Raw genomic sequence first — 22,457 nt, forward strand, 5'->3', positions numbered from 1 at the left:
TAAAAAAGGCCGTCTGAAACTTTATTTTGCGTTTCAGACGGCCTGATTTTTAGTCAAAACAAAGGATTATTTATCCTGTTTGGCTTTGCGTTCTTCCAACCAATGTTCCAAGTAGTGGATGCTGACACCACCTTTTTGGAAACCCGGATCGCTGAACAAGTCGCGGTGCAGCGGCGTATTGGTTTTGATGCCGGTAATCGCTAGCTCGGCAAGGGCTACGCGCATTTTTGCCATGGCTTGGTCGCGGTCTTTACCGACGACGCAGATTTTGCCGATCAGGCTGTCGTAGTAAGGAGGGATGCGGTAGCCTTGGTAGATGTGGCTGTCGACGCGGATGCCGAAGCCGCCGGGCAGGTGGCAGCTTTCAATCAGGCCCGGGCTTGGAATGAAGTTGTACGGGTCTTCGGCATTGATACGGCACTCAAACGCGTGGCCTTCGACTTGAATGTCTTCCTGTTTGTATTGCAAAGGCAAGCCGGATGCGATGCGTAATTGCTCTTGGACGATGTCCACGCCGGTGATGAGCTCGGTAACCGGATGCTCAACCTGAACGCGTGTGTTCATCTCGATAAAGAAGAATTCGCCGTCTTCGTACAGGAATTCAAACGTACCTGCGCCGCGATAGCCGATGCGTTTGCAAGCGTCGGCACAGGCTTTGCCGATTTTGGCGCGTTCTTCTTCAGTGATGAACGGAGCAGGTGCTTCTTCGATGACTTTTTGGTGGCGGCGCTGCATGGAGCAGTCGCGCTCGGCGAGGTAGATGGCGTTGCCGTGTTCGTCGGCAATCACTTGGATTTCAACGTGGCGCGGACGCTGTAAGTAGCGCTCCATGTAAACCATCGGGTTGCCGAATGCCGCGCCTGCTTCGGCTTTGGTCATTTCAACAGACTGGAGGAGGTCTTCTTTTTTCTCGACGACGCGCATACCGCGACCGCCGCCGCCGCCGGAGGCTTTGATAATGACGGGATAACCGACTTTATCGGCAATTTTGAGGATTTCGTCGCCGTCGTCTGGCAATGCGCCTTCAGAGCCGGGAACGCAAGGCACGCCGGCTTCAATCATGGCGTGTTTGGCGGATACTTTGTCGCCCATCAGACGGATGGTGTCGGCTTTAGGGCCGATGAAGACAAAGCCGGATTGTTCGACTTGCTCGGCAAAATTGGCGTTTTCGGCGAGGAAGCCGTAGCCGGGGTGGATACCGTCGGCTTCGGTGACTTCGGCAGCAGCAATGAGGGCGGGAATGTTGAGGTAGCTTTGTGCGGATGTGGCAGGGCCGATGCACACGGATTCGTCGGCGAGTTTGACGTGAAGGCTGTCTTTGTCGGCTTCGGAATGGACGGCGACGGTGGCGATGCCCATTTCACGGCAGGCACGCAGGACGCGCAGGGCGATTTCGCCCCGGTTGGCGATCAATACTTTTTTCAGCATGATAATCTTTCCGGATGGTTCAGACGGCCTATTGGCGGCCGCCTAATGCGTTGCGGATTTTTTGGTCGGTTTTGTATTGGCTCAAGGCGTAAACCGACCACATGGCTGCCGGTATCCAGCCAACCAGCGTACATTGCAGAATCAGACAGATGATGCCTGCAAATGGACGGCCGATGGTGAAAAACTGAAGCCATGGCAAGAAAATAGCCAAAATCAGACGCATGGTTTGTCCTTAATGAACAGAAAAAGGAATTTCAGACGGCCTTAAAGATAAAGGCCGTCTGAAAAAACGGATTATTCAATGATGAAGAGCGGCTCGCCGTATTCGACCGGAGTACCGTTTTCAACCAGAATTTCTTTAACGACACCGGATTTCTCGGCTTCGATTTCGTTCATCAGCTTCATGGCTTCGATGATGCACAAAGTATCGCCGGCTTTGACTTGTTGGCCGACTTCGACGAAAGCAGCGGCGTTAGGGCCGGGAGCGCGATAGAAAGTACCGACCATAGGCGATTTTTGCGCGTTGGACAAATCGCGAGCGGCAGGGGCGGCTGCTGGAGCGGCTGCCGGAGCAGCAGGGGCGGCAACCGGAGCGGCTGCGGCAGGTGCCGGAGCAGCATAAATAGGAGCTGCGGCGGCAGTGGTACGCGTAATGCGGACTTTTTCTTCGCCTTCGGTAACTTCAATTTCTGCAATGCCTGATTCTTCGACCAAATCAATCAGTTTTTTTAATTTACGCAAATCCATTGCTTTTCCTTTTTAGCGCGGCATAAAGTGCATATTGGGTATGCGCCGCTGTGGTTTTAGATGATTTCCTGAGACGTTGGAAGGCAGGTTTGCCATCCGGCGTTTAAATAATGTCGGAACAGGGCGGAGCCTGAGAAATGAATCTGGTTATTTTCCCGAACTTGTCGGTAAATGTCCAGTAAAAGATAGAAAAAAGGCGTTTTTCGGCGAAAAAAGAAAGGAACGCTGATTTTCGTTAAAAGGTGATTTTTTCAAGAGCGTTTATTCTAATTTATTGGTTTTTCGACAAAACATGCCGTCTGAAAACCAACTTTGCGCGTATAATGGCGCCTGTTTTTTTAAAGTATGCGCGACAATGGATATTTCCGATTTTGATTTTGAATTGCCCGAAAAACTGATTGCCCAGCATCCTCCGGAAGTGCGCGGCAGCAGCAGGCTTCTGGTTGCCTTGCCTACATTGCCGATTGAAGACCAATATTTCGGCGATTTACCCGATTATGTCGCACCGGGCGATGTGCTGGTGTTTAACAATACCAAAGTGATGAAGGCGCGCCTATTCGGCCAAAAAGCCAGCGGTGGCAAAATCGAAGCCCTGATTGAACGGGTATTGGACGCGCATACCGCATTGGCGCATATCCGCTCGTCCAAATCGCCGAAACCGGGTACAGAATTGATTTTTGAAGGCGATATCTGTGCCGTCATGATGGAGCGTGCGGAAGAATTGTTTTGCCTGAAATTTGAAGGCGAGCAAACCGTTTACGAACTTTTAGAGCAAAACGGCCATCTGCCCTTGCCGCCTTATATCGAACGCGCGGCCGATGATGAAGACGACAGCCGCTATCAGACCGTGTACGCCAAATATCAAGGCGCAGTGGCCGCGCCGACGGCAGGTTTGCACTTTACCGATGAATTGTTGGGCCGTCTGAAAGCCAAAGGCGTAGAAACCGCGGAAGTGACCCTGCACGTCGGTGCCGGCACATTCCAACCTGTGCGCGTCGATAAAATTGAAGAACACAAAATGCACAGCGAGTGGTTTGATGTACCGGCCGAGACCGTTGCCGCCGTTGAAGCCGCCAAAGCGCGCGGCAATAAAGTGTGGGCAGTGGGCACAACCTCCATGCGCGCCTTGGAATCCGCCGCACGCGAAACAGGCCGTCTGAAAACCGGTCGCGGCGATACCGATATTTTCATTACGCCGGGCTACCGCTTCAATGTTGCCGACCGATTGATTACCAACTTCCACCTGCCCAAATCAACCTTGCTGATGCTTGTCAGCGCGTTTTCGGGCATGGAGCATATCCGCAGCGTTTACCGTCATGCGGTGGAACAGGAATACCGCTTTTTCAGCTATGGCGATGCGATGATTTTGGGGAAAGCGGAATAAATTTGAAGCGGATTGGAGCGTTTCAAACTGGTTATTTGGGTTGTCCCGACTCCGAATCAGTTGGAACGCTCTACTAGAATACGCGGCTTAAGTAAGTTGCCTAAGGGTCAAATTAATGGATGAGAAAAAAATAGATTTTTTGCTGTATAGCGTACCTGAAAATGTGGACTATACGACGATTCCAGAAGAGCTTGACTTGGAGGATGTGCCGCAAGAGAGGATAGATGGATTAATTGAATTGCTATCCAATGAAAATGAGGTATTGCAATTTGATTCAGCACGCCTGCTTGCTCACTGGGGTATTGATGAAGGCTTTGATACTTTGGTTTTGATGTTTGAGAAAGGGGAGACAGAGGGAATGATTGATCATCGTTTACATGGTTATGATGATACAGATCGGCATATCTTGTCTGCTTTTATCAGTTACTGGGCATCTAAAGCAGATCAGAGTCAGCAAAAAGGTGATGATGCACGTCAGAAAATCTTTCCTCCTGTGGTTAGAATTATTCGTAAAGCATCATCGGCAGATTTTTCTATCAGTGAGTTGTTTTGGCTGGTTACGAAAATGCAGTTTATGGAGTATGTGCCGCTCGTTAAAGAATATCTACAGCATATTATTGACTATCCAAGTAAACGGTATTGGGAAATCCATGATACTGTAAAATCATTATTAGAAATAGAACCACAATTTATTCATGATTTACTTGAAAGTAAACACAAAAAGTTATCGGACTTTGGATTATAAAAAGAATATTGTGAATAAAATAAAAAAACAAAAAGGTCGTCTGAAAATCGTTTTTCAGACGGCCTTTTATCTTTCCATGCTTAGGCGTCGATGTTTTGTGCCAGCAGGGCGTTGTTTTCGATGAAGGCACGGCGCGGTTCGACTTCGTCGCCCATCAGGGTAACGAACACTTCGTCGGCGGCGATGGCGTCTTCGATGCGCACTTTCAGAAGGCGACGGACGGTAGGATCCATCGTGGTTTCCCAAAGTTGTTCCGGGTTCATCTCGCCCAAGCCTTTGTATCGTTGGATGGACATGCCTTTTTGGGCAACGCTCATCAAAATGTCCAAAGCGGCTTCAAAGCTGTCGATGTCGTATTCGTTGTCGCCTTTGTAGAGCTTCGCCCCTTTGCCGACCATGCCTTTGAGTGCGGCGGCGGTTTGGGTAAGGGTTTGGTAGGCTTTGCTGTTGAGGAACTTAGGCTCAAGGTAGCTCACCATCACATTGCCGTGCAGCTTGCGTGTGATTTTGATGAACTGGTGTCCTTCGTGGCCTTCGATGCGTTCGAGTGCAACTTCTTTTTCGTCCAAGAGGCCGCTCAATTCGGCAACGGCGCGGTCTGCGCTTTCTGCTGTGCTGAGGTCGACCGGCGAAGCGTGCAGCATGGCATGCAGGACGAGTTCGTCAATGATGCGGCTTTCTTGCTCGATGACGGTTTTGGCCAACAGGAATTGTTTGGCGGTGTTGGCAAGTTCTTCGCCTTCGATGGTACGGCCGTCTGAAACGATTTTGGCTTTTTCCAAGGCCAAACCGAGCAGCCATTGGTCTTTTTCCAATTCGTCTTTGAGATAGCGCTCTTGTTTGCCGTATTTGGCTTTGTACAAAGGCGGTTGGGCAATGTAGATGTAGCCGCGTTCGACCAGCTCGGGCATTTGGCGGTAGAAGAAGGTCAGGAGCAGGGTGCGGATGTGCGCGCCGTCTACGTCGGCATCGGTCATGATGATGATGCGGTGGTAGCGCAGTTTTTCGGCATTGAATTCTTCTTTGCCGATGCCTGCGCCCAAAGCGGTAATCAGCGTGGCGACTTCTTGGCTGGCCAGCATTTTTTCAAAACGTGCTTTTTCGACGTTCAAAATCTTACCTTTGAGCGGCAAAATCGCTTGGAATTTGCGGTCGCGGCCCTGCATGGCGGAGCCGCCTGCGGAGTCGCCCTCGACGAGGTAGAGTTCGGACAGGGCAGGGTCTTTTTCTTGGCAGTCGGCAAGTTTACCCGGCAGGCCCAAGCCGTCCATCACGCCTTTGCGGCGGGTAATTTCGCGTGCTTTGCGGGCGGCTTCGCGTGCGCGCGCGGCATCGACGATTTTGCTGGTGATGATTTTGGCTTCGGTCGGGTTTTCTTCAAGGAAGTCGGTCAAGGCTTGGTTGATGACTTCGTTGACGACGGGGCCGATTTCGCTGGAAACCAGTTTGTCTTTGGTTTGCGATGAGAATTTCGGATCGGGCAGTTTGACGGACAAAACGCAGGTCAGGCCTTCACGCATATCGTCGCCGGCAGTTTCGACTTTGGCTTTTTTGGCTACTTCGTTGGCTTCGATATAGTTGTTGATGGTGCGGGTCATCACTTGGCGCAGTGCAGTCAAGTGGGTGCCGCCGTCGCGTTGCGGAATGTTGTTGGTAAAACATTGCACGCTTTCTTGGTAGCTGTCGTTCCATTGCATCGCGCATTCGACGCTCATGCCGTCTTTTTCGCCGAACGCGTAGAAGATTTTTTCGTGCAACGGCGTTTTTTTGCGGTTCATGTATTGCACGAAGCCAGCCACGCCGCCGGAGAGGGCGAAGCTTTCGTGTTTGCCGTCGCGTTCGTCAATCAATTCGATGTCCACGCCGTTGTTCAGGAAGGAAAGTTCGCGGATGCGTTTGGCGAGGATGTCGAAGCTGTATTCGACGTTGCCGAAGGTTTCTGCGCTGGCGAGGAAACGCACGGTCGTGCCTTTTTTGTCGGAATCACCGACTACTCGCAACGGCTCTTCGGTTTCGCCGCGCACGAAGCGGACAAAGTGTTCTTTGCCGTCGCGGTAAATAGTCAGCGTTACCCAGTCGGACAGCGCGTTGACGACGGATACGCCCACGCCATGCAGACCGCCGGAGATTTTGTAGCTGTTGTTGTCGAATTTGCCGCCTGCGTGCAGGACGGTCATGATGACTTCGGCGGCGGAGCGGCCTTCTTTCGGGTGGATGCCGGTCGGCATGCCGCGGCCGTTGTCGGCCACGCTGACGGAATTGTCGGCATGGATGGTTACGGTGATTTTGTCGCAATGTCCGGCGAGCGCTTCGTCAATGGCGTTGTCGAGCACCTCGAACACCATGTGGTGCAGGCCGCTGCCGTCCTGCGTGTCGCCGATATACATACCGGGGCGTTTGCGTACCGCTTCCAAGCCTTCCAGCACTTGTATGCTGTCGGCGCCGTATTCTTCGTGTTTTTGGTCAGTCATGGTCTTTTCTTGCTGAATTTCAAGGAATTTTTCCGTGCGCGCAATGAAATGTCAAACGGGCGCGGCGGATGTGTTCCGAAAGGTCAAAATAATAGGCAATTATACCTGATTTTGCTGGAATATTCAGCGTTTTAAGTGCAAAAAGGCCGTCTGAAAGATTAAATTTCAGACGGCCTTTGTATCGGAAAACAGGTTTAGCGTTTGACGCCGCTCAATCGCGCCCAGCCTTCTTCGATTTCGGCAGGCTCGATGTCGAACCATTGGCTGTAAATGCCGCTGAGTTCTTCGACTTGTTCGTCCAAAAGACCGGACAAGACAATGCGGCCGCCTTGTTTGGTACGCGCGGCAAGCATTTCGCCGAGCATACGCAACGGGTTGGCCAGAATGTTGGCGACAACGACATCAAATTGGCCTTGCGGTAGGCCGTCCGGCAGGTAGAACTGCGCATCGACGTTGTTTTGCGCGGCATTGTCTTTGCTGGCGCGGATGGCTTGTTCGTCAATATCTACACCGATGGCGGAGCCTGCGCCGAGTTTGAGGGCGGCAATGGCCAAAATGCCTGAGCCGCAGCCGTAGTCCAACACGCTTTCGCCGCCTTTGAGCTGCGTGTCCAGCCATTTGAGGCAGAGGCGGGTGGTCGGATGGCTGCCGGTGCCGAAGGCAAGGCCCGGGTCGAGTTGCAGGTTGACGGCGTTGCCGTTGGGCGCTTCGTGCCAAGACGGGGTAATCCACAGGCGGTCGGAAATTTGAATCGGGTCGAATTGCGCTTGGGTCAGACGCACCCAGTCTTGATCTTCAAGGATTTCGCCGGTGTATTTCAAATCGTTCAAACCGCATTCCTGCGCGGCGACTTCGATAATGGAAGCGGCATCGTCGCTTTCGCCGAAAAGGGCGATGACTTTGCTTTGTTGCCAGATTTGCTCGGTCGGCATGCCCGGCTCGCCGAAAATGGCCTGCTCGTTTTCTGTACCGGCGTAGGCATCTTCAATGGCGGCGGACAATGCGCCGTGTTCCATCAGCGCGTCGGCAAGGCGTTCGGCGACGGCATCGTTGACGTTGATGGTGATTTGTTGATAGGACATGGTGGGGCTTTCTTTTTAATAAGGCCGTCTGAAAATCGACGTTGTGCTTTCAGACGGCCTTGTAATGTATGAAACCTGATGATGCGGGTTTATCGGTTTTTCAAACCCAGTACGTCTTGCATATCGTACAGGCCTTTTTTGCCGTTTGCCCAAACTGCGGCACGTACGGCACCGGCGGCAAAGGTCATGCGGCTGCTGGCTTTGTGGGTGATTTCCACGCGCTCGCCGTCGGTGGCGAAGAGGGCGGTGTGGTCGCCGACGATGTCGCCTGCGCGGACGGTGGCAAAACCGATGGTGGACGGATCACGCGGGCCGGTATGGCCTTCGCGGCCGTAAACGGCACATTCTTTGAGGTCGCGGCCGAGTGCGTCGGCAATGACTTCACCCATACGCAACGCGGTACCGCTTGGGGCATCGACTTTGTGGCGGTGGTGGCCTTCGATGATTTCGATGTCGTAGCCTTCGTTTAACACGCGGGCGACGGTGTCGAGGATGTGGAAGGTCAGGTTGACGCCGACGCTGAAGTTGGCGGCGAAGACAACGCCTATTTTCTCGCCTGCGGCTTGGATGGCGGCTTTGCCTGCGTCGTCAAAACCGGTCGTGCCGATGATGATGTTGACGCCTTTTTCCACGCATTTTTGCAGGTGTTTCAGGGTTGGCTCGGGACGGGTAAAGTCGATGAGGACATCGCTTTGAGCCAGTACGGCATCCACGTCGTCTGAAATAGTAACGCCGGTTTTGAGGCCGGAGGCGAAGCCTGCATCCAAACCCAATACTTCCGAACCGGAATGCTCGAGTGCGCCGGAGAGGACGGCATCGGGATGGTTGTTGACCGCTTCAACCAAAATGCGGCCCATGCGGCCGTTGACGCCGGCAATGGCGATTTTCAATGCGCTCATGGGGCTTCCTTATTGCGGTTTGGTTTCAGTGGTCGGAACGATGTTTTGTCCGGCTTGAACCGCTTCGATGGATTTTTGAATGGCATCGCCTTCGGCGCGTGCGAGGACGTCGTTTTCAAAGTACAGGGTCAGGTTGCTTTGTTCTTTGATGATGCCGTTGCGGCTGGTGTTGAAAGTGTAATCCCAGCGGTCGGCGTGGAAGGCGTCGCGCAGGAGCGGCGTACCGAGCAGCAGTTGGACTTGGTCGCGGGTCATACCTTGGCGCAGGGAAACCACGGCGCGGGGATTGAGCTCGTTACCTTGAATGATTTTGAGTTTGTAGGATGGAAAGTTGGATACGCGCTCGGCACTGCATGAGGCCAGACCTAAAATAGCGGCGATGGCAAGGCATAAGGCTTTATTCACGGGCTTACCTTTCTGTGTCATTTCGGGAAAGATGTTTATCATCGCTTGAATATTTTTAAAAAGCAAACGATAATCATCTTCTTAATTTTTCTTTTCGCCGATTTTCAATTGCAAGACCGGCGGCAGATTGCCGCCCTTTAACGGCCCAATAGTGGGCAAACGGGCGGAAAGTGCGTATTATAACGGTTATTACCTTACAGGGATATTGAATATTATGGAAAAATTCAGCAACATTGCGCAATTGAAAGACAGCGGTTTGAAAGTTACTGGTCCACGTTTGAAAATTTTGGACTTGTTCGAGACTCATGCCGAGGAGCATTTGAGTGCGGAAGATGTGTACCGTATCCTGTTGGAAGAGGGCGTGGAAATCGGCGTGGCGACGATTTACCGTGTGTTGACCCAGTTTGAACAGGCCGGCATTTTGCAACGTCACCACTTTGAAACCGGCAAAGCGGTTTACGAATTGGACAAAGGCGATCACCACGACCACATCGTCTGCGTGAAATGCGGCGAAGTAACCGAATTCCACAATCCGGAAATCGAAGCGCTGCAAGACAAAATCGCCGAAGAAAACGGCTACCGCATCGTCGATCACGCGCTGTATATGTATGGCGTATGCGGCGAATGCCAAACCAAAACCAAACGTTAATCAGTTTGTATGTTGATTTTTCAGACGGCCTTGGGCATTTTCAGCCTGAGGCCGTCTGAAACTTTATGGGCTTTACGATGAGGATTCCTTTACTTGCGCCACGGGATTATCGTTTCCCCGACCCGTCTTACGCATTAGATGAATGCGACGGCTTGGTCGGCGTCAGTGGCGATTTGGATACGGGGCGACTGTTGTCGGCGTATGGGCAGGGGATTTTTCCGTGGTTTAGCCGCGACGGTTGGTTTTTCTGGTATGCGGTTGCGCCGCGTGCCGTGATTGTGCCGGAAAACCTGCGTATCGGCCGATCGCTCGCCAAAACTTTGCGTCACAAGCCTTATCGGGTAACGGTCAACCGCTGTTTTGAAAAAGTAATTGCCCATTGCGCCAATGTGCCGCGTCCGGAACAGGACGGAACGTGGATAGAACCTGCGTTTCAGACGGCCTATTTGAAGCTGCACCATCAGGGGCATGCGCATTCGTTTGAATGTTGGCTGCCTGATGAACAAGGCGAAATGCAGTTGGCAGGCGGATTTTACGGCGTGCAAATCGGCTGCGTGTTTTATGGCGAATCGATGTTTGCCTTGCGTCCCGATGCGTCAAAGATTGCGTTTGCCTGCGCCGTCCCGTTTTTATCGGATTTGGGCGTTGCGCTGATAGACTGTCAGCAGGATACCGAACATATGCGCCGTTTCGGTTCGCAGCTGATGAATTTTGCCGACTTTCAGACGGCCTTGAAGGATTGGAACGCGAAACCGTTAAAGCGGAATATCGAATACGGCGTGGTGGTTGAAAATCTTCTGCAAAAGATTGGCGGCGAAGATTGATTTATCGGCACGGCGTGTCGGCAGAAGCGACAGTCTGTATATCGTAGCTGGACAATTAGTTAGAAAATAATTCACTTAAGCAGGCCGTCTGAAAATCTTGGCTTTAACCGAAATCCAGCCGTGTAACGCTTGGCGCTAATCATGTTAATAGCTGACGAAATCGCTTTTACATGGCAAAATAACGAGTTAAATATTTGTAATAGGGTGGCCTGAATAGGTTTCAGATGGCCCTGATCTCTTGAAGGAATCAACATGTCTTTGCAAAACATCATTGAAACGGCTTTTGAAAACCGTGCCGAAATCAATCCGAATACCGTTACCCCGGAAGTGCGTGAAGCGGTTTTGGAAACCATTCATCAACTCGACTCCGGCAAACTGCGCGTTGCCGAGCGTTTGGGCGTGGGCGAATGGAAAGTCAACGAATGGGCGAAAAAAGCCGTATTGCTGTCTTTCCGCATTCAGGACAATGAAATCCTCAACGACGGTGTGAACAAATACTTCGACAAAGTGCCGACTAAATTTGCCGATTGGTCTGAAGACGAATTCCGCAGCGCAGGTTTCCGCGCAGTTCCGGGTGCGGTTGCCCGCCGCGGCAGCTTTGTAGCTAAAAATGTCGTGTTGATGCCTTCTTATGTCAATATCGGCGCATACGTTGACGAAGGTGCGATGGTCGATACTTGGGCGACTGTCGGCTCTTGCGCGCAAATCGGTAAAAACGTGCACTTGAGCGGCGGCGTCGGCATTGGTGGCGTACTCGAGCCTCTGCAAGCCAGCCCGACCATTATTGAAGACAACTGCTTCATCGGTGCGCGTTCTGAAATTGTTGAAGGCGTGATTGTCGAAGAAGGCAGCGTGATTTCTATGGGCGTGTTCATCGGTCAATCCACCAAAATCTTTGACCGTACGACCGGCGAAATCTATCAAGGCCGCGTACCGGCTGGTTCGGTTGTCGTATCCGGCAGCATGCCTTCCAAAGACGGCAGCCACAGCCTCTACTGCGCAGTTATCGTTAAACGCGTGGACGCACAAACCCGTGCGAAAACCAGTGTGAACGAATTGTTACGCGGTATCTAATCGGATAACGATAATGCCGACTGAGGGTGGTATGCTCACTCTATGGTTAGTTTTGAACAAAAAAACAGGCAGAATGTTCTGCCTGTTTTTTATGGTTTAAAGGCCGTCTGAAACGATTTCAGACGGCCTTTTGTTTTTGATGATAGATAAAAATCTCTGCCTGAAATTACGCTTTCGGCCAGTCGGCGCAATAGTATTGCCAATAGATTTCTTCAAAAGGAATCTTGCCGTAATCGCACAACCACGGTTTGGCGCGTGTGGTGTAGTGGATAACGGGCGGGACGGTGTCAGGTTTGGGGAATATTTCGCCGAGATTTCGTTTTTGGAAATATTGGACTGCGCCTGTTTGAAAATTCCAAGATTCTTCCAATTGCAGCCAATTTTTTTGAAATACGGTGTTTAGAAAGCATTGGTCGCCGTAGGGAACGGATTTATCAATGGTGGTAGCAGTTTGCAGCAGTTGCGCTGCGATATTGTGTTCCCGCCATTGCGCCAGGTCGACCAACAACATACCGGAATTGAAATAGGGCGTAGTGTGCAGGCCGGTCGGGTGATTCCATTCGGTACGGGCAAGAAAGGAGTCTTGTACCGCCGCAACGGGATAACCGTGCATATCGAGGTTGAACAAATCGTGTAGGGATTGGGTAACCACCATATCGCTGTCGAGATACAGGGCGCGGTCGACAGGCAGATGTTGCATCATCAGACGGAAAAATGCGGCATCCGAAATATGGGGTAGGCGGCGATATTGGCTGAAGTCCATCTCGATTTTGACATCATTCAGACGGCTGCCGCTGGCTGCGAGCTTTTGGTTGGTATAGTCGATCCATTCCCGCCTGAAGGTATTGTGCATGAGGTAGAAATTGACATTTTTTTTGTGGGTACAGACGGACTTCATCAGTGTATGAACCTGCTCGGCATAGCCGGTATCGGCGGCAAGGACGATGGTGATGTTGCTCATTGGTTAAATTCCCTTTATTTGCAATGCCTTAAATTTTATCAGTCATTTTCTTGGGCTTGTGCGGTCGGTAAGGCGGCGTGGTCTTCGTTTTCCAACATGGCTTTTTCTAATAAATCGCGTTGCAGTTGCTTACCGGCTTTGATGCCCAATTTGCGCAGTTTTTCGGTGCTGCTGATGAGGTTGCCCCTGCCGGAAACCAAGCGGCCATAGGCCGTCTGAAACTGGGATTGAGCCTGACCGAGCGCTTTATTGATGCCGTCCATGCTTTCGACAAAGCCAACAAATTTGTCATAGAGTTTGCTGCCTGCCTCGGCAATCGCCAGCGCGTTTTGGTTTTGCTGCTCATTGCGCCAGATGTTGGCAACGGTGCGCAGGGTGGCGAGCAGGGTACTGGGGCCGGTCAGCATGATGCGTTTGTCGAAACACTCTTGGAAGAGGTTTGGATCGTGTTGCAGGGCGAGGAGGTAGGCCGGTTCGACAGGGACGAACATAAAGACGAAGTCCAGCGTTTTGATACCCTCAAGGTCGGTGTAATCTTTTGCTGCCAAGCTTTTGATATGGGCGCGGATACTGGCGACGTGGTTGGCAAGCTCGCGTTCTGCTTCTGCGCCGGTGCTTTGCGTATAGCGGACGTAGGCGGTCAGCGATACTTTGGAGTCGATGACGATTTGTTTGTTGTCGGGCAGATTGATGAGGACGTCGGGCTGGAGGCGGCGTTGGGTGCCATCTGCTTCGTGGCGGACGCTGGAGGCTTGAACGATGTATTCGCGGCCTTTCTGTAGGCCGGAATTTTCCAATACGCTTTCCAAAATCATCTCGCCCCAGTTGCCTTGGGTTTTGTTTTGCGTGCCGGTCAGCGCAGTGGTCAGCGCTTTGGCATCGTGGTGGAGCTGGGTGTTGAGGGTTTGCAGGCGTTTGAGCTCGTTTTCGATGGTCAGGCGCTCTTTGGCTTCTTTTTCGTAGGTTTGCTGAACCAGCTCGCTGAAGCCGTGGATGCGTTCGTTGAGCGGATTGAGCAGTTGTTGGAGATGGTCGTGGTTTTGTTCGGTAAAGCGGCGGCTTTTCTCTTCCAGAATAGTGTTGGCGAGGTTTTGGAACTGGTCGCTCAGGTTTTTACGCGCATCTGCCAGCAGGGTCAGTTTTTCTTCGGCAGCCTGACGGTCTTTTTCCGATTGGGTATTGAGGCGCTCGTTTTGGACTTGAAGCGCGTGATTTTGCTCCAAAAGGGCGGCGTATTCTTGTTTCAGACGGCCTTTTTCAGCTTCCTGTTGCTGTAAAAGACTGTTTTTGTCGTCGATATTGGCTTTTTCTTGCGCCAGTTGTGTGGAGAGGCGTTCATTTTGGACTTGCAGCGCATGGTTTTGCTCCAAAAGCGTGTCGTAGTCTTGTTTCAGACGGCCTTTTTCCGTTTCCTGCTGTTGTAAAAGTGTATTTTTATCCGCACTCAATGCCTGTTCTTGAGCCAGTTGCGTGTTTAGGAGTTCGTTGTTGATTTGCAGGTTTTGCGCACTTTGCTGCCATTTTGCACATTCGTGTTTTAAAGCTTCGGCTTCGGCCTCGCAATCTTGCAGATAGGCAATCTGTTTTTCGGCTGCGGCAAAGCGGTTGCCCGTCTCCTGCAATTCGTCTTGCAATTCCTGCACGGTATGGCGGCTTTGCGCCAAGTCCGCCGCAGTTTGAGCCTGTACCTGTTCGGCAAACTCATGCAGGCGGCGGCTTTCGGCCAATTCTTGCAAAACAATAAAGTGTCGGTTTTGGGCTTGGTAGCGTGTTATCAGCCAAGCAAACAGCGCGCCGATAAAAAATGCGGCCGCGCCGGTCAGGATTAGGGTGGTGTTCATGCTGGAAATAGTCAATATGCGGAATGTTTCACTATATCATATATTTGCAACGCATTTTATGGTCGGATGTGTGCGGGTAACGTGGGTTTTCTTTTAAAAGAAGCTATCAAGGGTATTGGTTTTGACTAATTAAATATTTTTGTTGTAAAAAATATAAATTTATAAGATATTGAATTTTAAAATTTATTTTATTTAGAGTGCAATTTTGCAACAAAAAAAGTGGGATTTTATGGGGGGAATGAAACACGTTTGTAGTGCGTATGTAATCAAGACATCGGTGTCATTTGGTAAGACATCGGTGTCATTTTCAAAAAATAATGGAAATTAACAAAAAATATTGATATGTTTGATTTTTGCGCTATATATTTACGATTAAGCTGTATTAGTTTACATTTAAAACGGTATGATTCGCCCTGTCGGTAGCGCAGATGCCGATGAAAAAATGTGTATGTTGTTAAATAACATTTTGTTTCTATGAAAAAGGACTACTTAAAATGGGAAATTTAATAACGCTTGCTGCCGCTTCTTTAATCGGTATGTCCGGAATATCGGCTTCTGCCATCGGCATCTCCCGTAATATCGAAACGGCCATACACAAATAATTCAATTATAAACGAATCAATTACAATACCTTAGAAAACGCAACTTAGGCCGTTTTTCGGCCGACAGACAAGAAAGTGAGACAAACAATGAAAACTTTAATCAAACTGGCTGCAGCCTCTTTAATCGGCATGTCCGGCCTGACCGCCGGTGCAACCAATATTGCCCACAATATGGCTGATGCCGACAAATAAAAACACACAACGCTTCCTCAAATCAATACACAGAAAAGAGTCAGAATGAAAAAATTAATCAAATTGGCCGCAGCTTCTCTGATCGGCATGTCCGGTTTGACAGTGGGTGCGACCAATATCGTCAAGAATATGGCAGAAGCTGCCGATAAATAAATACGAGTAAAACAAAGCTTGTTTTGGTGATAAAAAGGCCGTCTGAACATTCAGACGGCCTTTGTATTTGATGGTAAACCGTTTTATTTGCCGATACAGAAGCGCGAGAAAATCACGCCCAGCAAATCGTCGGCGGTAAATTCACCGGTAATTTCGCTGCACGCGTTTTGGGCGAGGCGCAGGTGTTCGGCGAAAAGCTCGATTTGGTTGTTGTTGCAGAGGGCGGCGTTTTCCAGCTCGGCTTCGGCTTCGTGCAGGGCGTTGAGGTGGCGGCTGCGGGCGAGGAACAGGCTTTCGCTTTCGCCCTGCCAGCCGACTTCCTGCAAGAGCGCGTGTTTGAGCAAGTCGAGACCCGCGCCGGTTTTGGCGGACAGGCTGATGACGGTGTCCGCACCGGTTTGCGCGAGGCCGTCTGAACGGACGGCAACGGGTTCGCCGGTCAGGTCGGCTTTGTTGTGGATTTCGATTTTTTTCAAACCTTCGGGCAGGCTGTTCAAAATGGCTTGGGTTTTGGCGTTCACGCCTTCGCGCGGGTCAATCAGAATCAGGGCGACATCGGCTTCGGAGACGGCTTTGCGGCTGCGTTCGATGCCGATTTGTTCGACTACGTCGTCGGTTTCGCGCAGGCCGGCGGTGTCGATGATGTGGACAGGCACGCCGTCGAGGGTGATTTGTTCGCGCACGGTGTCGCGGGTGGTGCCGGCGATGTCGGTTACGATGGCGATGTCGTCGCCCGCCAAGGCGTTGAGCAGGCTGGATTTGCCGACGTTGGGCGCGCCGACGAGGACGACGTTCATGCCTTCGCGCAAAATCGCGCCCTGTTCCGCACTGGCAAGCACGGTTTTCAGACGGCCTTGCAACGCTTGGAGCTTGCCGCGCGCGTCGGCGGCTTCGAGAAAGTCGATATCTTCTTCAGGGAAGTCCAATGTGGCTTCAACCAGCATCCGCAAAGTAATAAGGTCGTCCACCAGCTCGTGTATGTGTTGGGAAAACGCGCCTTTGAGCGAACGCAACGCCATGCGGGCGGCGGACTTGCTAGAGGCGTCGATGAGGTCGGCGACGCTTTCGGCTTGGGCAAGGTCGAGTTTGTTGTTGAGGAAGGCGCGTTTGGTAAATTCGCCCGGCTCCGCCATACGCGCGCCCAGTTCGAGGCAACGCGAAAGCAGCATGTCCATCACGACGGGGCCGCCGTGTCCCTGCAATTCAATCACGTCTTCGCCGGTAAAGCTGGCGGGCGCGGCGAAGTAGAGCAGGATGCCGTTGTCTATCGGCTGCCCGTCGCCGCCGAGAAAGTCGGTGTAAAGCGCGGTGCGCGGTTTGGGCGTTTTGCCGCCGCTGAGGGTTTGCGCCAAAGGCAACAGGTTTTTGCCGGAAAGGCGGATAACGCCGACTCCACCGCGTCCGGGTGCGGTGGCGATGGCGGCGATGGTGGGTTGGGTTACGGACATGGTTGGCTCGTATCTGGAATTTAATAGACGGTATTATATAGTGATTTCACGATGATGCAGGCCGTCTGAAAACCTTGATTTCGGTTTCAGACGGCCTTTGACTTTGATGGAATTAAAATGATGAACCTTCCTGCTTCAGAAATTCTGCTTCTTCTTCCGTGGTTTTACGCCCCAATACGGCGTTACGGTGCGGATAGCGTCCGAAGTGGTCGATGATGACTTTGTGTTTGATTTCAAAGGCCAATGCGTTTTCATTGGTATAGCGTTCAAACAGCGGTACGGCTTGTTCATGGATAACTTGGCTTTCGCTGTGCATCAACGGCATCAGCATGAAATGGCGTTCATGCGGAAGGAGGTCGGCGAAGCCGGGTTGGCGAACGGCTTCTTGGGCAAGAATGAGTGCAGCAGTATCTTGGGCAAACGCTTGAGGGCTGTCGCGGAACAGATTGCGCGAGAATTGGTCAAGAATAATGATTTCGGCGAGCCTGCCTTGCAGAGTATCGCGCCAGTGTGAAAGTTCGCCGCGAGCTGCCTGCTGCCAGATATCGAAAAATTGAGCGCGAATTTGGGCATCGAATCCATTGTTGCGGGCAAATTGGAAAGGGTGGTTTTCTTCGGTAAACCAGAAATCTAAGACAGTTTGAGGTGTCATGAAAACTCCTTGAAATAGAGTACAGGGAAAATTGAGGCCGTCTGAAAAATTAGAGAGATGCTTTCAGATCATCTTAACCATCAGCGCTTGCGTGAGAAAAGATCGGTAGCGGAGCGGATTGTTGCTCACAATATGCAATTTATGATCTACATCTTTTCAGGATGGGCTCCTTACTACTCTGGTACAGTTCCTTCACTTTGTTCAAAATATTTTTGTAATTTTGATATAAATTGCCGACAGATTTTATTCGTATGTGGAGACGACGACAATATTTTGCACTTGGAAAACTTTGCTTGCGTTGCCGACATAAGCTGTTGCACCAATCACTGCGATTCTCATGTGTGACTTCTTGTTGAGATTCGATTGATGAGATGAGCGCATGCAAAGGCCGTCTGAAACTTTTAGTTTCAGACGGCCTTTAAATTAAGATGATTAAACAGCGGCGACGGTAAAGCGTTCAAACAAATGCGCTTTGTTTTCCACATCGTCGGCGATGGCGACTGCCAAATCAGCCACGCTGATGCCTGCCGGAATTTCACCGTCCATCAGCAAATCGTCTTTGCCCAAGCGGTATTTGCCGGTTTTGTCTTCGCTGAAGCCGCCGTCCGCGCCCAGTCGTGCAGGAGGGGAAACGAAAGACCAGTTCACGTCGCGGCGCGGCAGGAGTTCTGCCAAGAGATGGCGTGCGGCATTGGCGCCGTCGTAAATGGCTTTGGGGAAATCGGGCGTATCGATAACTTGCAAACCGGGCGCGACATACAGGCTGCCCGCGCCGCCGACAATCAAGAGATACGGCACTTGCGCTGCTTTTGCCGCTTCGACGATGCTGTTTGCGCCGCGTGTAAAATCCGCGCCGATGTTGGGATTGGTCCAGCCCGGGTTGAAGGCACTGACTACGGCATCAAAACCGACCAGTTTGTCGGCAAAATTCGCCGCGTTGACATCTGCGGAAACGGCGGCAACATTTTGCGCTTGGAAAACTTTGTCTGTATTGCGGGCGAAAGCGGTTACTTCATGACCGCGGCCTGCCAGTTCTTGCACGACTGCGTTGCCGACATAACCTGTTGCACCGATGACTGCGATTTTCATGTTTAACTCCTTGTGGGGATGTGATTGATTAGATGAGTGCATTGTAAGGCCGTCTGAAACGCTTGATAATCCCTGTTTTGCTGTTATGATTGTGAAGTTAAACTACATAATCAGTCAAAATGCAAGACATCAAACCCCTGCTTGTTTTCACTGCCGTCCTCGAACACGGCAGCATGAACGCCGCCGCTGCCGCGCTGGGCATGACCCCGTCGGCGGTCAGCCAGCACATCAACCGCCTTGAAACCCTGCACGGCATCAAGCTGTTAAACCGCAGTACGCGTAGCCTTTCGCCCACCGATGCCGGCCGCGCCTTGGGCGAATACTGCCGCCGCCTCGCCGCTACCTTGTCCGATACGCGTACCGTTATCGACAATCTGAAAACCGAACCTGTCGGCGAATTGCGGATTTCCCTGACTTCTACGGTCATCGAATCCCGCGCTTTTCAGACGGCCTTTTCGCGATTGCAAACCGAGTTCCCTAAAATCCGTCCCGTCCTCAATTTCAGCGATACCTTGGACGACCTGCAACACAATCAGACCGACATCGCCATACGCGGCGGCGACCGCGCTTTGGACGATCCCAATCTGGTCGCGCGCCATCTCGTTACCTGGCCGTACACCATTTGCGCCGCCCCCGATTATCTCGACCGCCATCCGCCCATCACCCATCCCGCGCAGCTTCATGCGCACCGCTGGCTGCATTTTTTACCTGTCCGCACCACCTTGCAAAATGGTGAAGAAAGCTATTTTCTCGATATTTCCGACAGCATTGCCTGCACGCATTTGGCCGCTGTGCGTAGCTTGACCGAAAGCGGTTTCGGTTTGTCGTTGCAAGTGGGCGGCGAAGTGAGGGAGAGAATTGCACAAGGCCGTCTGAAAAGCGTTTTACCCGAATGGACATTGCCTCCGGTCAGCCTTTATTTGGTCACGCCTTATCGTGTGCAGTCTGCCAAAACCGAGGCTGCCGTGCGCATTTTTACTGAGAGTTTTGCCAAGGAAGGGGATTTATGAACGCGGACAATTGGAGCGTTTACCTGATTTTGTGTGAAAACGGCGCGTTTTATTGCGGCATCAGCAACCGTCCGCAAGAGCGATTTGCAACGCATTTGTCAGGAAAAGGCGCGAAATACACGCGGTTGAACAAGCCTGTTGAGATGCGCATCGTTTCAGACGGCCTGAACAAAAGTGAAGCGCTGAAACGGGAAATCGGGATTAAGAAATTGACGGCGGAGCAGAAGCGGGAATTGTGGGCTGAAGCTGAAACATTGGCAAAAGACTAATGGCAGCAATGGATTAAATTGTCGTCGGAATATGAATAACCACATAAATAGGTAAGTCTGCTGGTGTGTTTTGCATAGGCAAGCGGCAAATGTTTATTAACATAATTCAAAAAGGCCGTCTGAAACCTGATTGGGATTCAGACGGCCTTTTTGAGATGGGGATGGCTTTCAGGTTGACGCTACTCATGGAGAAGTAGGTAAAAAGTTGAATTCTAAAAGAAACTTTGAAAATAAAATGAGTAACTGATTGAACAATAAAATGAAAGTTATCGCGCTTCATGACAAATGGGGTAAATTTCTATCCGAGTAGAGAGGTGGTGTCAATATGTTTTTCAGTTTTTGAGACAAAATCTGATTTATACCAATATTTATTATAGTGTAGGTCGAAAGTATTAGTTTCTATGCTAGAATTTTTAAGCTGTTTATATAAAACAGTGATTTAAACTAAAACTAAGGAAAGACCGAACATGAACAAATTACTGATTGCCGTAATGATGATGGCTGGTTTGACAGCTTGTTCCCAAGAGGCTAAACAGGAGACACAAGAGACTGCTCAAGCCGTTGCATCTGAAGTTAAAAACGAAGTTGCTTCTGCTGCCGATGCTGCATCTGCCGCTCAAGAAGCTGCCGATAAAGCCGAAGCCGCTGCCAGCAAAGCAGAGGGAGCCGCTAAACCTGAAGAAGCGGCCAAGCCTGAAGAGAAAACCGAAGCGCCTGCCGCTGAAGCCAAGCCTGCCGAATCCGCCAAAGTGGACGGCAAAGCTGTTTTTGAAGCGAACTGTAAAGCATGCCACAGCGGCTTGATTCCCGGTGCTCCTGCCATAGGCAAAAAAGAAGACTGGGCGCCTCGCATTAAACAAGGTAAAGACACCTTGCACAAACACGCCCTCGAAGGCTTTAATTCCATGCCTGCCAAAGGAGGCAACGGCAGCTTGAGCGACGACGAAGTGAAAGCCGCAGTTGACTACATGGCCAACGAATCCGGCGCTAAATTCTAAATCGCACCGATTGAAACGCACCTTGCCACAAGGTGCGTTTTTTATATTCAGGCGGATGAAAGTTGAAATAGGGCCGATAAACGGGCAAAGGCCGTCTGAAACATTTTATTTTGAAGCGCAATCGGCTAAAATCAGGCGAATTATTTTATGCAGGAGCAAACCATGAGCAATCAACACGACAACGTAGATGCCGGCGAAATCGCCAAATTCAGCCAAATCGCCGACAAATGGTGGGATAAAAACGGCGAATTCAAGCCCCTGCATGACATCAACCCCTTGCGCCTCGACTATATCGACGGCTATGCCGGATTGGCAGGCAAACGCGTGCTGGATGTAGGCTGCGGCGGCGGTATTTTGTCGGAAAGCATGGCCAAACGCGGTGCAGAACACGTGACCGGCATCGATATGGCGGAAAAATCCCTGCAAACCGCCGCTGCCCATGCGGCCGCTCAACACGTTGCCAATATCGATTACCGCTGCATCCGCGTCGAAGACCTCGCCGCCGAGCAGCCGCACAGCTTCGATGTGGTAACGTGTATGGAAATGATGGAACACGTTCCCGATCCGTCTGCCATCGTTCAAGCCTGTGCGAAACTGGTCAAACCCGACGGCATGGTGTTTTTCTCCACCATCAACCGCAATCCCAAATCTTATCTGCATCTGATTGTCGGTGCAGAATATCTGTTGAAATTCGTCCCCAAAGGCACGCACGACTGGAAAAAATTTATCACGCCGGCAGAACTCGCTCGCATGTGCCGCCAAGCCGGATTGGATACCGTCGGAAGCAAGGGCATGACCTATAATTTGTTGAGCGGCCGTTATTCTTTGTGCGACTCAACCGAAGTCAACTACATGGTGGCCTGCCGTCCGGCGTAAGGCTACACGGATAAAACACAAGGGCTTGCCCAATATTTGAAACGGTATGTCGAAAGCAGCTCGATACAAATATCGGTAAGGCAAATCAGGCCGTCTGAAAAGAAAAAAGGCATGTGCGATACATGCCTTTTTTGTATGTGGGTTGTACTCGTTATTCCGTCCAAGACGAATATGGATGTTTGCTCAGATACGCATTGGTGAATTTACCGTCTGCCGTGATTTCCTTGCCCAACCAAGACGGTTTGGAGAACTCGGTATCTTCAGACGGCAATTCGATTTCCGCCACAATCAATGGCGCATTGTCGCCGAAATATTCGTCGATTTCATACACAAAGCCTTCAAATTCGGCCCGGTAGCGGTATTTTTCCATTTTAAACGGACACATATCCGCCATCATCGCTTGCGCGTGAGCCAGCGGGATTTCGTATTCAAACTCGCTGCGCGTCATGTCGGAAATATAGCCTTTCAGGGTCAGCCAGGCTTGCGAACCGATAATCCGCACACGGATGGTGCGCTCTTTTTCCACGCTCAAATAGCCCTGTTGCAACACCAGAGGCTCGCTTGCCGCTTCGCGCCAACTGTCATCCGCCAGCAAAAAGCGGCGTTCGATTTCGATCGTCATGAATTCTTTCCTTATTTACCAAACAAGCCGTCTGAA

Annotated in this window: 22 protein-coding genes; 9 read left to right on the plus strand and 13 right to left on the minus strand. The window is 51.1% G+C overall.

What is annotated here, in order from left to right; genetic code table 11:
- Positions 1-66: 66 nt before the first annotated feature.
- From accC to accB, 3 genes are all read right to left on the minus strand, one after another.
- Positions 67-1,428, minus strand: coding sequence for an acetyl-CoA carboxylase biotin carboxylase subunit (accC, locus tag CYJ98_RS10570; protein WP_101756190.1), 1,362 nt, complete (start codon positions 1,426-1,428; stop codon positions 67-69).
- A gap of 28 nt (positions 1,429-1,456) precedes the next feature.
- Positions 1,457-1,651 (minus strand): YqaE/Pmp3 family membrane protein, encoded by a 195-nt coding sequence (locus tag CYJ98_RS10575; RefSeq protein WP_039862547.1) that lies wholly within the window; start codon positions 1,649-1,651, stop codon positions 1,457-1,459.
- A gap of 71 nt (positions 1,652-1,722) precedes the next feature.
- Positions 1,723-2,175, minus strand: coding sequence for an acetyl-CoA carboxylase biotin carboxyl carrier protein (gene accB, locus CYJ98_RS10580; RefSeq protein WP_101756189.1), 453 nt, complete (start codon positions 2,173-2,175; stop codon positions 1,723-1,725).
- A gap of 355 nt (positions 2,176-2,530) precedes the next feature.
- Here accB and queA point away from each other — a divergent pair, with 355 nt between their 5' ends.
- The gene (gene queA, locus CYJ98_RS10585; RefSeq protein WP_101756188.1) at positions 2,531-3,559 is read left to right on the plus strand and encodes a tRNA preQ1(34) S-adenosylmethionine ribosyltransferase-isomerase QueA; all 1,029 of its coding nucleotides are present in this window, start codon (positions 2,531-2,533) and stop codon (positions 3,557-3,559) included.
- Between the two features lie 115 nt (positions 3,560-3,674).
- Positions 3,675-4,304 (plus strand): hypothetical protein, encoded by a 630-nt coding sequence (locus CYJ98_RS10590; protein WP_101756187.1) that lies wholly within the window; start codon positions 3,675-3,677, stop codon positions 4,302-4,304.
- Between the two features lie 80 nt (positions 4,305-4,384).
- Here CYJ98_RS10590 and gyrB read toward each other — a convergent pair whose 3' ends face one another.
- The 4 genes from gyrB to CYJ98_RS10610 all read right to left on the minus strand — a co-directional run bounded on the left by gyrB (position 4,385) and on the right by CYJ98_RS10610 (position 9,161).
- A complete protein-coding gene (gene gyrB, locus CYJ98_RS10595; RefSeq protein ID WP_101756186.1) occupies positions 4,385-6,775 on the minus strand; it encodes a DNA topoisomerase (ATP-hydrolyzing) subunit B in 2,391 nt (796 codons plus the stop codon).
- Positions 6,776-6,969: 194 nt separating this feature from the next.
- Positions 6,970-7,857, minus strand: a complete 888-nt coding sequence (prmA, locus tag CYJ98_RS10600) for a 50S ribosomal protein L11 methyltransferase (RefSeq protein ID WP_101756185.1) — start codon at positions 7,855-7,857, stop codon at positions 6,970-6,972.
- Between the two features lie 89 nt (positions 7,858-7,946).
- Complete coding sequence (gene dapB, locus CYJ98_RS10605) at positions 7,947-8,756, minus strand: 4-hydroxy-tetrahydrodipicolinate reductase (RefSeq protein ID WP_101756184.1); 810 nt, start codon at positions 8,754-8,756, stop codon at positions 7,947-7,949.
- A 9-nt stretch (positions 8,757-8,765) separates the two neighbouring features.
- On the minus strand, positions 8,766-9,161 hold the full coding sequence (locus tag CYJ98_RS10610) for an outer membrane protein assembly factor BamE (RefSeq protein WP_049333683.1): 396 nt from the start codon (positions 9,159-9,161) through the stop codon (positions 8,766-8,768).
- Between the two features lie 151 nt (positions 9,162-9,312).
- Between CYJ98_RS10610 and fur the strand changes: the two genes are divergently transcribed.
- From fur to dapD, 3 genes are all read left to right on the plus strand, one after another.
- On the plus strand, positions 9,313-9,810 hold the full coding sequence (fur, locus tag CYJ98_RS10615; protein ID WP_003682812.1) for a ferric iron uptake transcriptional regulator: 498 nt from the start codon (positions 9,313-9,315) through the stop codon (positions 9,808-9,810).
- 77 nt (positions 9,811-9,887) lie between these two features.
- Positions 9,888-10,634: a leucyl/phenylalanyl-tRNA--protein transferase gene (gene aat, locus CYJ98_RS10620; protein WP_101756220.1), complete on the plus strand. Its 747-nt coding sequence runs from the start codon at positions 9,888-9,890 to the stop codon at positions 10,632-10,634.
- A 252-nt stretch (positions 10,635-10,886) separates the two neighbouring features.
- Complete coding sequence (gene dapD, locus CYJ98_RS10625) at positions 10,887-11,708, plus strand: 2,3,4,5-tetrahydropyridine-2,6-dicarboxylate N-succinyltransferase (protein ID WP_004520923.1); 822 nt, start codon at positions 10,887-10,889, stop codon at positions 11,706-11,708.
- Positions 11,709-11,874: 166 nt separating this feature from the next.
- Here dapD and CYJ98_RS10630 read toward each other — a convergent pair whose 3' ends face one another.
- The 5 genes from CYJ98_RS10630 to CYJ98_RS10650 form a co-directional block, all read right to left on the minus strand.
- Positions 11,875-12,669, minus strand: coding sequence for a glycosyltransferase family 8 protein (locus CYJ98_RS10630; RefSeq protein ID WP_101756183.1), 795 nt, complete (start codon positions 12,667-12,669; stop codon positions 11,875-11,877).
- Between the two features lie 38 nt (positions 12,670-12,707).
- Positions 12,708-14,510, minus strand: a complete 1,803-nt coding sequence (gene rmuC / locus CYJ98_RS10635; protein ID WP_101756182.1) for a DNA recombination protein RmuC — start codon at positions 14,508-14,510, stop codon at positions 12,708-12,710.
- Between the two features lie 1,030 nt (positions 14,511-15,540).
- Positions 15,541-16,905, minus strand: a complete 1,365-nt coding sequence (mnmE, locus tag CYJ98_RS10640; RefSeq protein ID WP_101756181.1) for a tRNA uridine-5-carboxymethylaminomethyl(34) synthesis GTPase MnmE — start codon at positions 16,903-16,905, stop codon at positions 15,541-15,543.
- A 112-nt stretch (positions 16,906-17,017) separates the two neighbouring features.
- Complete coding sequence (locus CYJ98_RS10645) at positions 17,018-17,557, minus strand: DUF924 family protein (RefSeq protein ID WP_004520918.1); 540 nt, start codon at positions 17,555-17,557, stop codon at positions 17,018-17,020.
- A 432-nt stretch (positions 17,558-17,989) separates the two neighbouring features.
- A complete protein-coding gene (locus tag CYJ98_RS10650; RefSeq protein WP_101756180.1) occupies positions 17,990-18,646 on the minus strand; it encodes an NAD(P)-dependent oxidoreductase in 657 nt (218 codons plus the stop codon).
- 119 nt (positions 18,647-18,765) lie between these two features.
- Here CYJ98_RS10650 and CYJ98_RS10655 point away from each other — a divergent pair, with 119 nt between their 5' ends.
- The 4 genes from CYJ98_RS10655 to ubiG all read left to right on the plus strand — a co-directional run bounded on the left by CYJ98_RS10655 (position 18,766) and on the right by ubiG (position 21,799).
- Positions 18,766-19,656: a LysR family transcriptional regulator gene (locus CYJ98_RS10655; RefSeq protein ID WP_101756179.1), complete on the plus strand. Its 891-nt coding sequence runs from the start codon at positions 18,766-18,768 to the stop codon at positions 19,654-19,656.
- The gene (locus CYJ98_RS10660) at positions 19,653-19,925 is read left to right on the plus strand and encodes a GIY-YIG nuclease family protein (RefSeq protein ID WP_101756178.1); all 273 of its coding nucleotides are present in this window, start codon (positions 19,653-19,655) and stop codon (positions 19,923-19,925) included. The genes CYJ98_RS10655 and CYJ98_RS10660 overlap by 4 nt, the downstream gene beginning before the upstream one ends.
- 467 nt (positions 19,926-20,392) lie before the next feature.
- The gene (locus tag CYJ98_RS10665) at positions 20,393-20,923 is read left to right on the plus strand and encodes a c-type cytochrome (RefSeq protein WP_101756177.1); all 531 of its coding nucleotides are present in this window, start codon (positions 20,393-20,395) and stop codon (positions 20,921-20,923) included.
- Between the two features lie 162 nt (positions 20,924-21,085).
- Complete coding sequence (gene ubiG, locus CYJ98_RS10670; protein WP_070584652.1) at positions 21,086-21,799, plus strand: bifunctional 2-polyprenyl-6-hydroxyphenol methylase/3-demethylubiquinol 3-O-methyltransferase UbiG; 714 nt, start codon at positions 21,086-21,088, stop codon at positions 21,797-21,799.
- A gap of 151 nt (positions 21,800-21,950) precedes the next feature.
- On the opposite strand, the gene CYJ98_RS10675 is transcribed toward ubiG, so the two are convergent.
- Positions 21,951-22,421, minus strand: a complete 471-nt coding sequence (locus CYJ98_RS10675) for a CYTH domain-containing protein (RefSeq protein ID WP_101756176.1) — start codon at positions 22,419-22,421, stop codon at positions 21,951-21,953.
- Positions 22,422-22,457: the final 36 nt, after the last annotated feature.

It is taken from the genome of Neisseria perflava, from assembly GCF_002863305.2.
GTDB lineage: Bacteria > Pseudomonadota > Gammaproteobacteria > Burkholderiales > Neisseriaceae > Neisseria > Neisseria perflava_A.

Bases quoted from the DNA above. Each gene is read 5' to 3' on its own strand.
- accC (WP_101756190.1), bottom strand. From the start codon at position 1,428: ATGCTGAAAAAAGTATTGATCGCCAACCGGGGCGAAATCGCCCTGCGC.
- CYJ98_RS10575 (WP_039862547.1), bottom strand. From the start codon at position 1,651: ATGCGTCTGATTTTGGCTATTTTCTTGCCATGGCTTCAGTTTTTCACC.
- accB (WP_101756189.1), bottom strand. From the start codon at position 2,175: ATGGATTTGCGTAAATTAAAAAAACTGATTGATTTGGTCGAAGAATCA.
- queA (WP_101756188.1), top strand. From the start codon at position 2,531: ATGGATATTTCCGATTTTGATTTTGAATTGCCCGAAAAACTGATTGCC.
- CYJ98_RS10590 (WP_101756187.1), top strand. From the start codon at position 3,675: ATGGATGAGAAAAAAATAGATTTTTTGCTGTATAGCGTACCTGAAAAT.
- gyrB (WP_101756186.1), bottom strand. From the start codon at position 6,775: ATGACTGACCAAAAACACGAAGAATACGGCGCCGACAGCATACAAGTG.
- prmA (WP_101756185.1), bottom strand. From the start codon at position 7,857: ATGTCCTATCAACAAATCACCATCAACGTCAACGATGCCGTCGCCGAA.
- dapB (WP_101756184.1), bottom strand. From the start codon at position 8,756: ATGAGCGCATTGAAAATCGCCATTGCCGGCGTCAACGGCCGCATGGGC.
- aat (WP_101756220.1), top strand. From the start codon at position 9,888: ATGAGGATTCCTTTACTTGCGCCACGGGATTATCGTTTCCCCGACCCG.
- dapD (WP_004520923.1), top strand. From the start codon at position 10,887: ATGTCTTTGCAAAACATCATTGAAACGGCTTTTGAAAACCGTGCCGAA.
- CYJ98_RS10630 (WP_101756183.1), bottom strand. From the start codon at position 12,669: ATGAGCAACATCACCATCGTCCTTGCCGCCGATACCGGCTATGCCGAG.
- rmuC (WP_101756182.1), bottom strand. From the start codon at position 14,510: ATGAACACCACCCTAATCCTGACCGGCGCGGCCGCATTTTTTATCGGC.
- mnmE (WP_101756181.1), bottom strand. From the start codon at position 16,905: ATGTCCGTAACCCAACCCACCATCGCCGCCATCGCCACCGCACCCGGA.
- CYJ98_RS10645 (WP_004520918.1), bottom strand. From the start codon at position 17,557: ATGACACCTCAAACTGTCTTAGATTTCTGGTTTACCGAAGAAAACCAC.
- CYJ98_RS10650 (WP_101756180.1), bottom strand. From the start codon at position 18,646: ATGAAAATCGCAGTCATCGGTGCAACAGGTTATGTCGGCAACGCAGTC.
- CYJ98_RS10655 (WP_101756179.1), top strand. From the start codon at position 18,766: ATGCAAGACATCAAACCCCTGCTTGTTTTCACTGCCGTCCTCGAACAC.
- CYJ98_RS10660 (WP_101756178.1), top strand. From the start codon at position 19,653: ATGAACGCGGACAATTGGAGCGTTTACCTGATTTTGTGTGAAAACGGC.
- CYJ98_RS10665 (WP_101756177.1), top strand. From the start codon at position 20,393: ATGAACAAATTACTGATTGCCGTAATGATGATGGCTGGTTTGACAGCT.
- ubiG (WP_070584652.1), top strand. From the start codon at position 21,086: ATGAGCAATCAACACGACAACGTAGATGCCGGCGAAATCGCCAAATTC.
- CYJ98_RS10675 (WP_101756176.1), bottom strand. From the start codon at position 22,421: ATGACGATCGAAATCGAACGCCGCTTTTTGCTGGCGGATGACAGTTGG.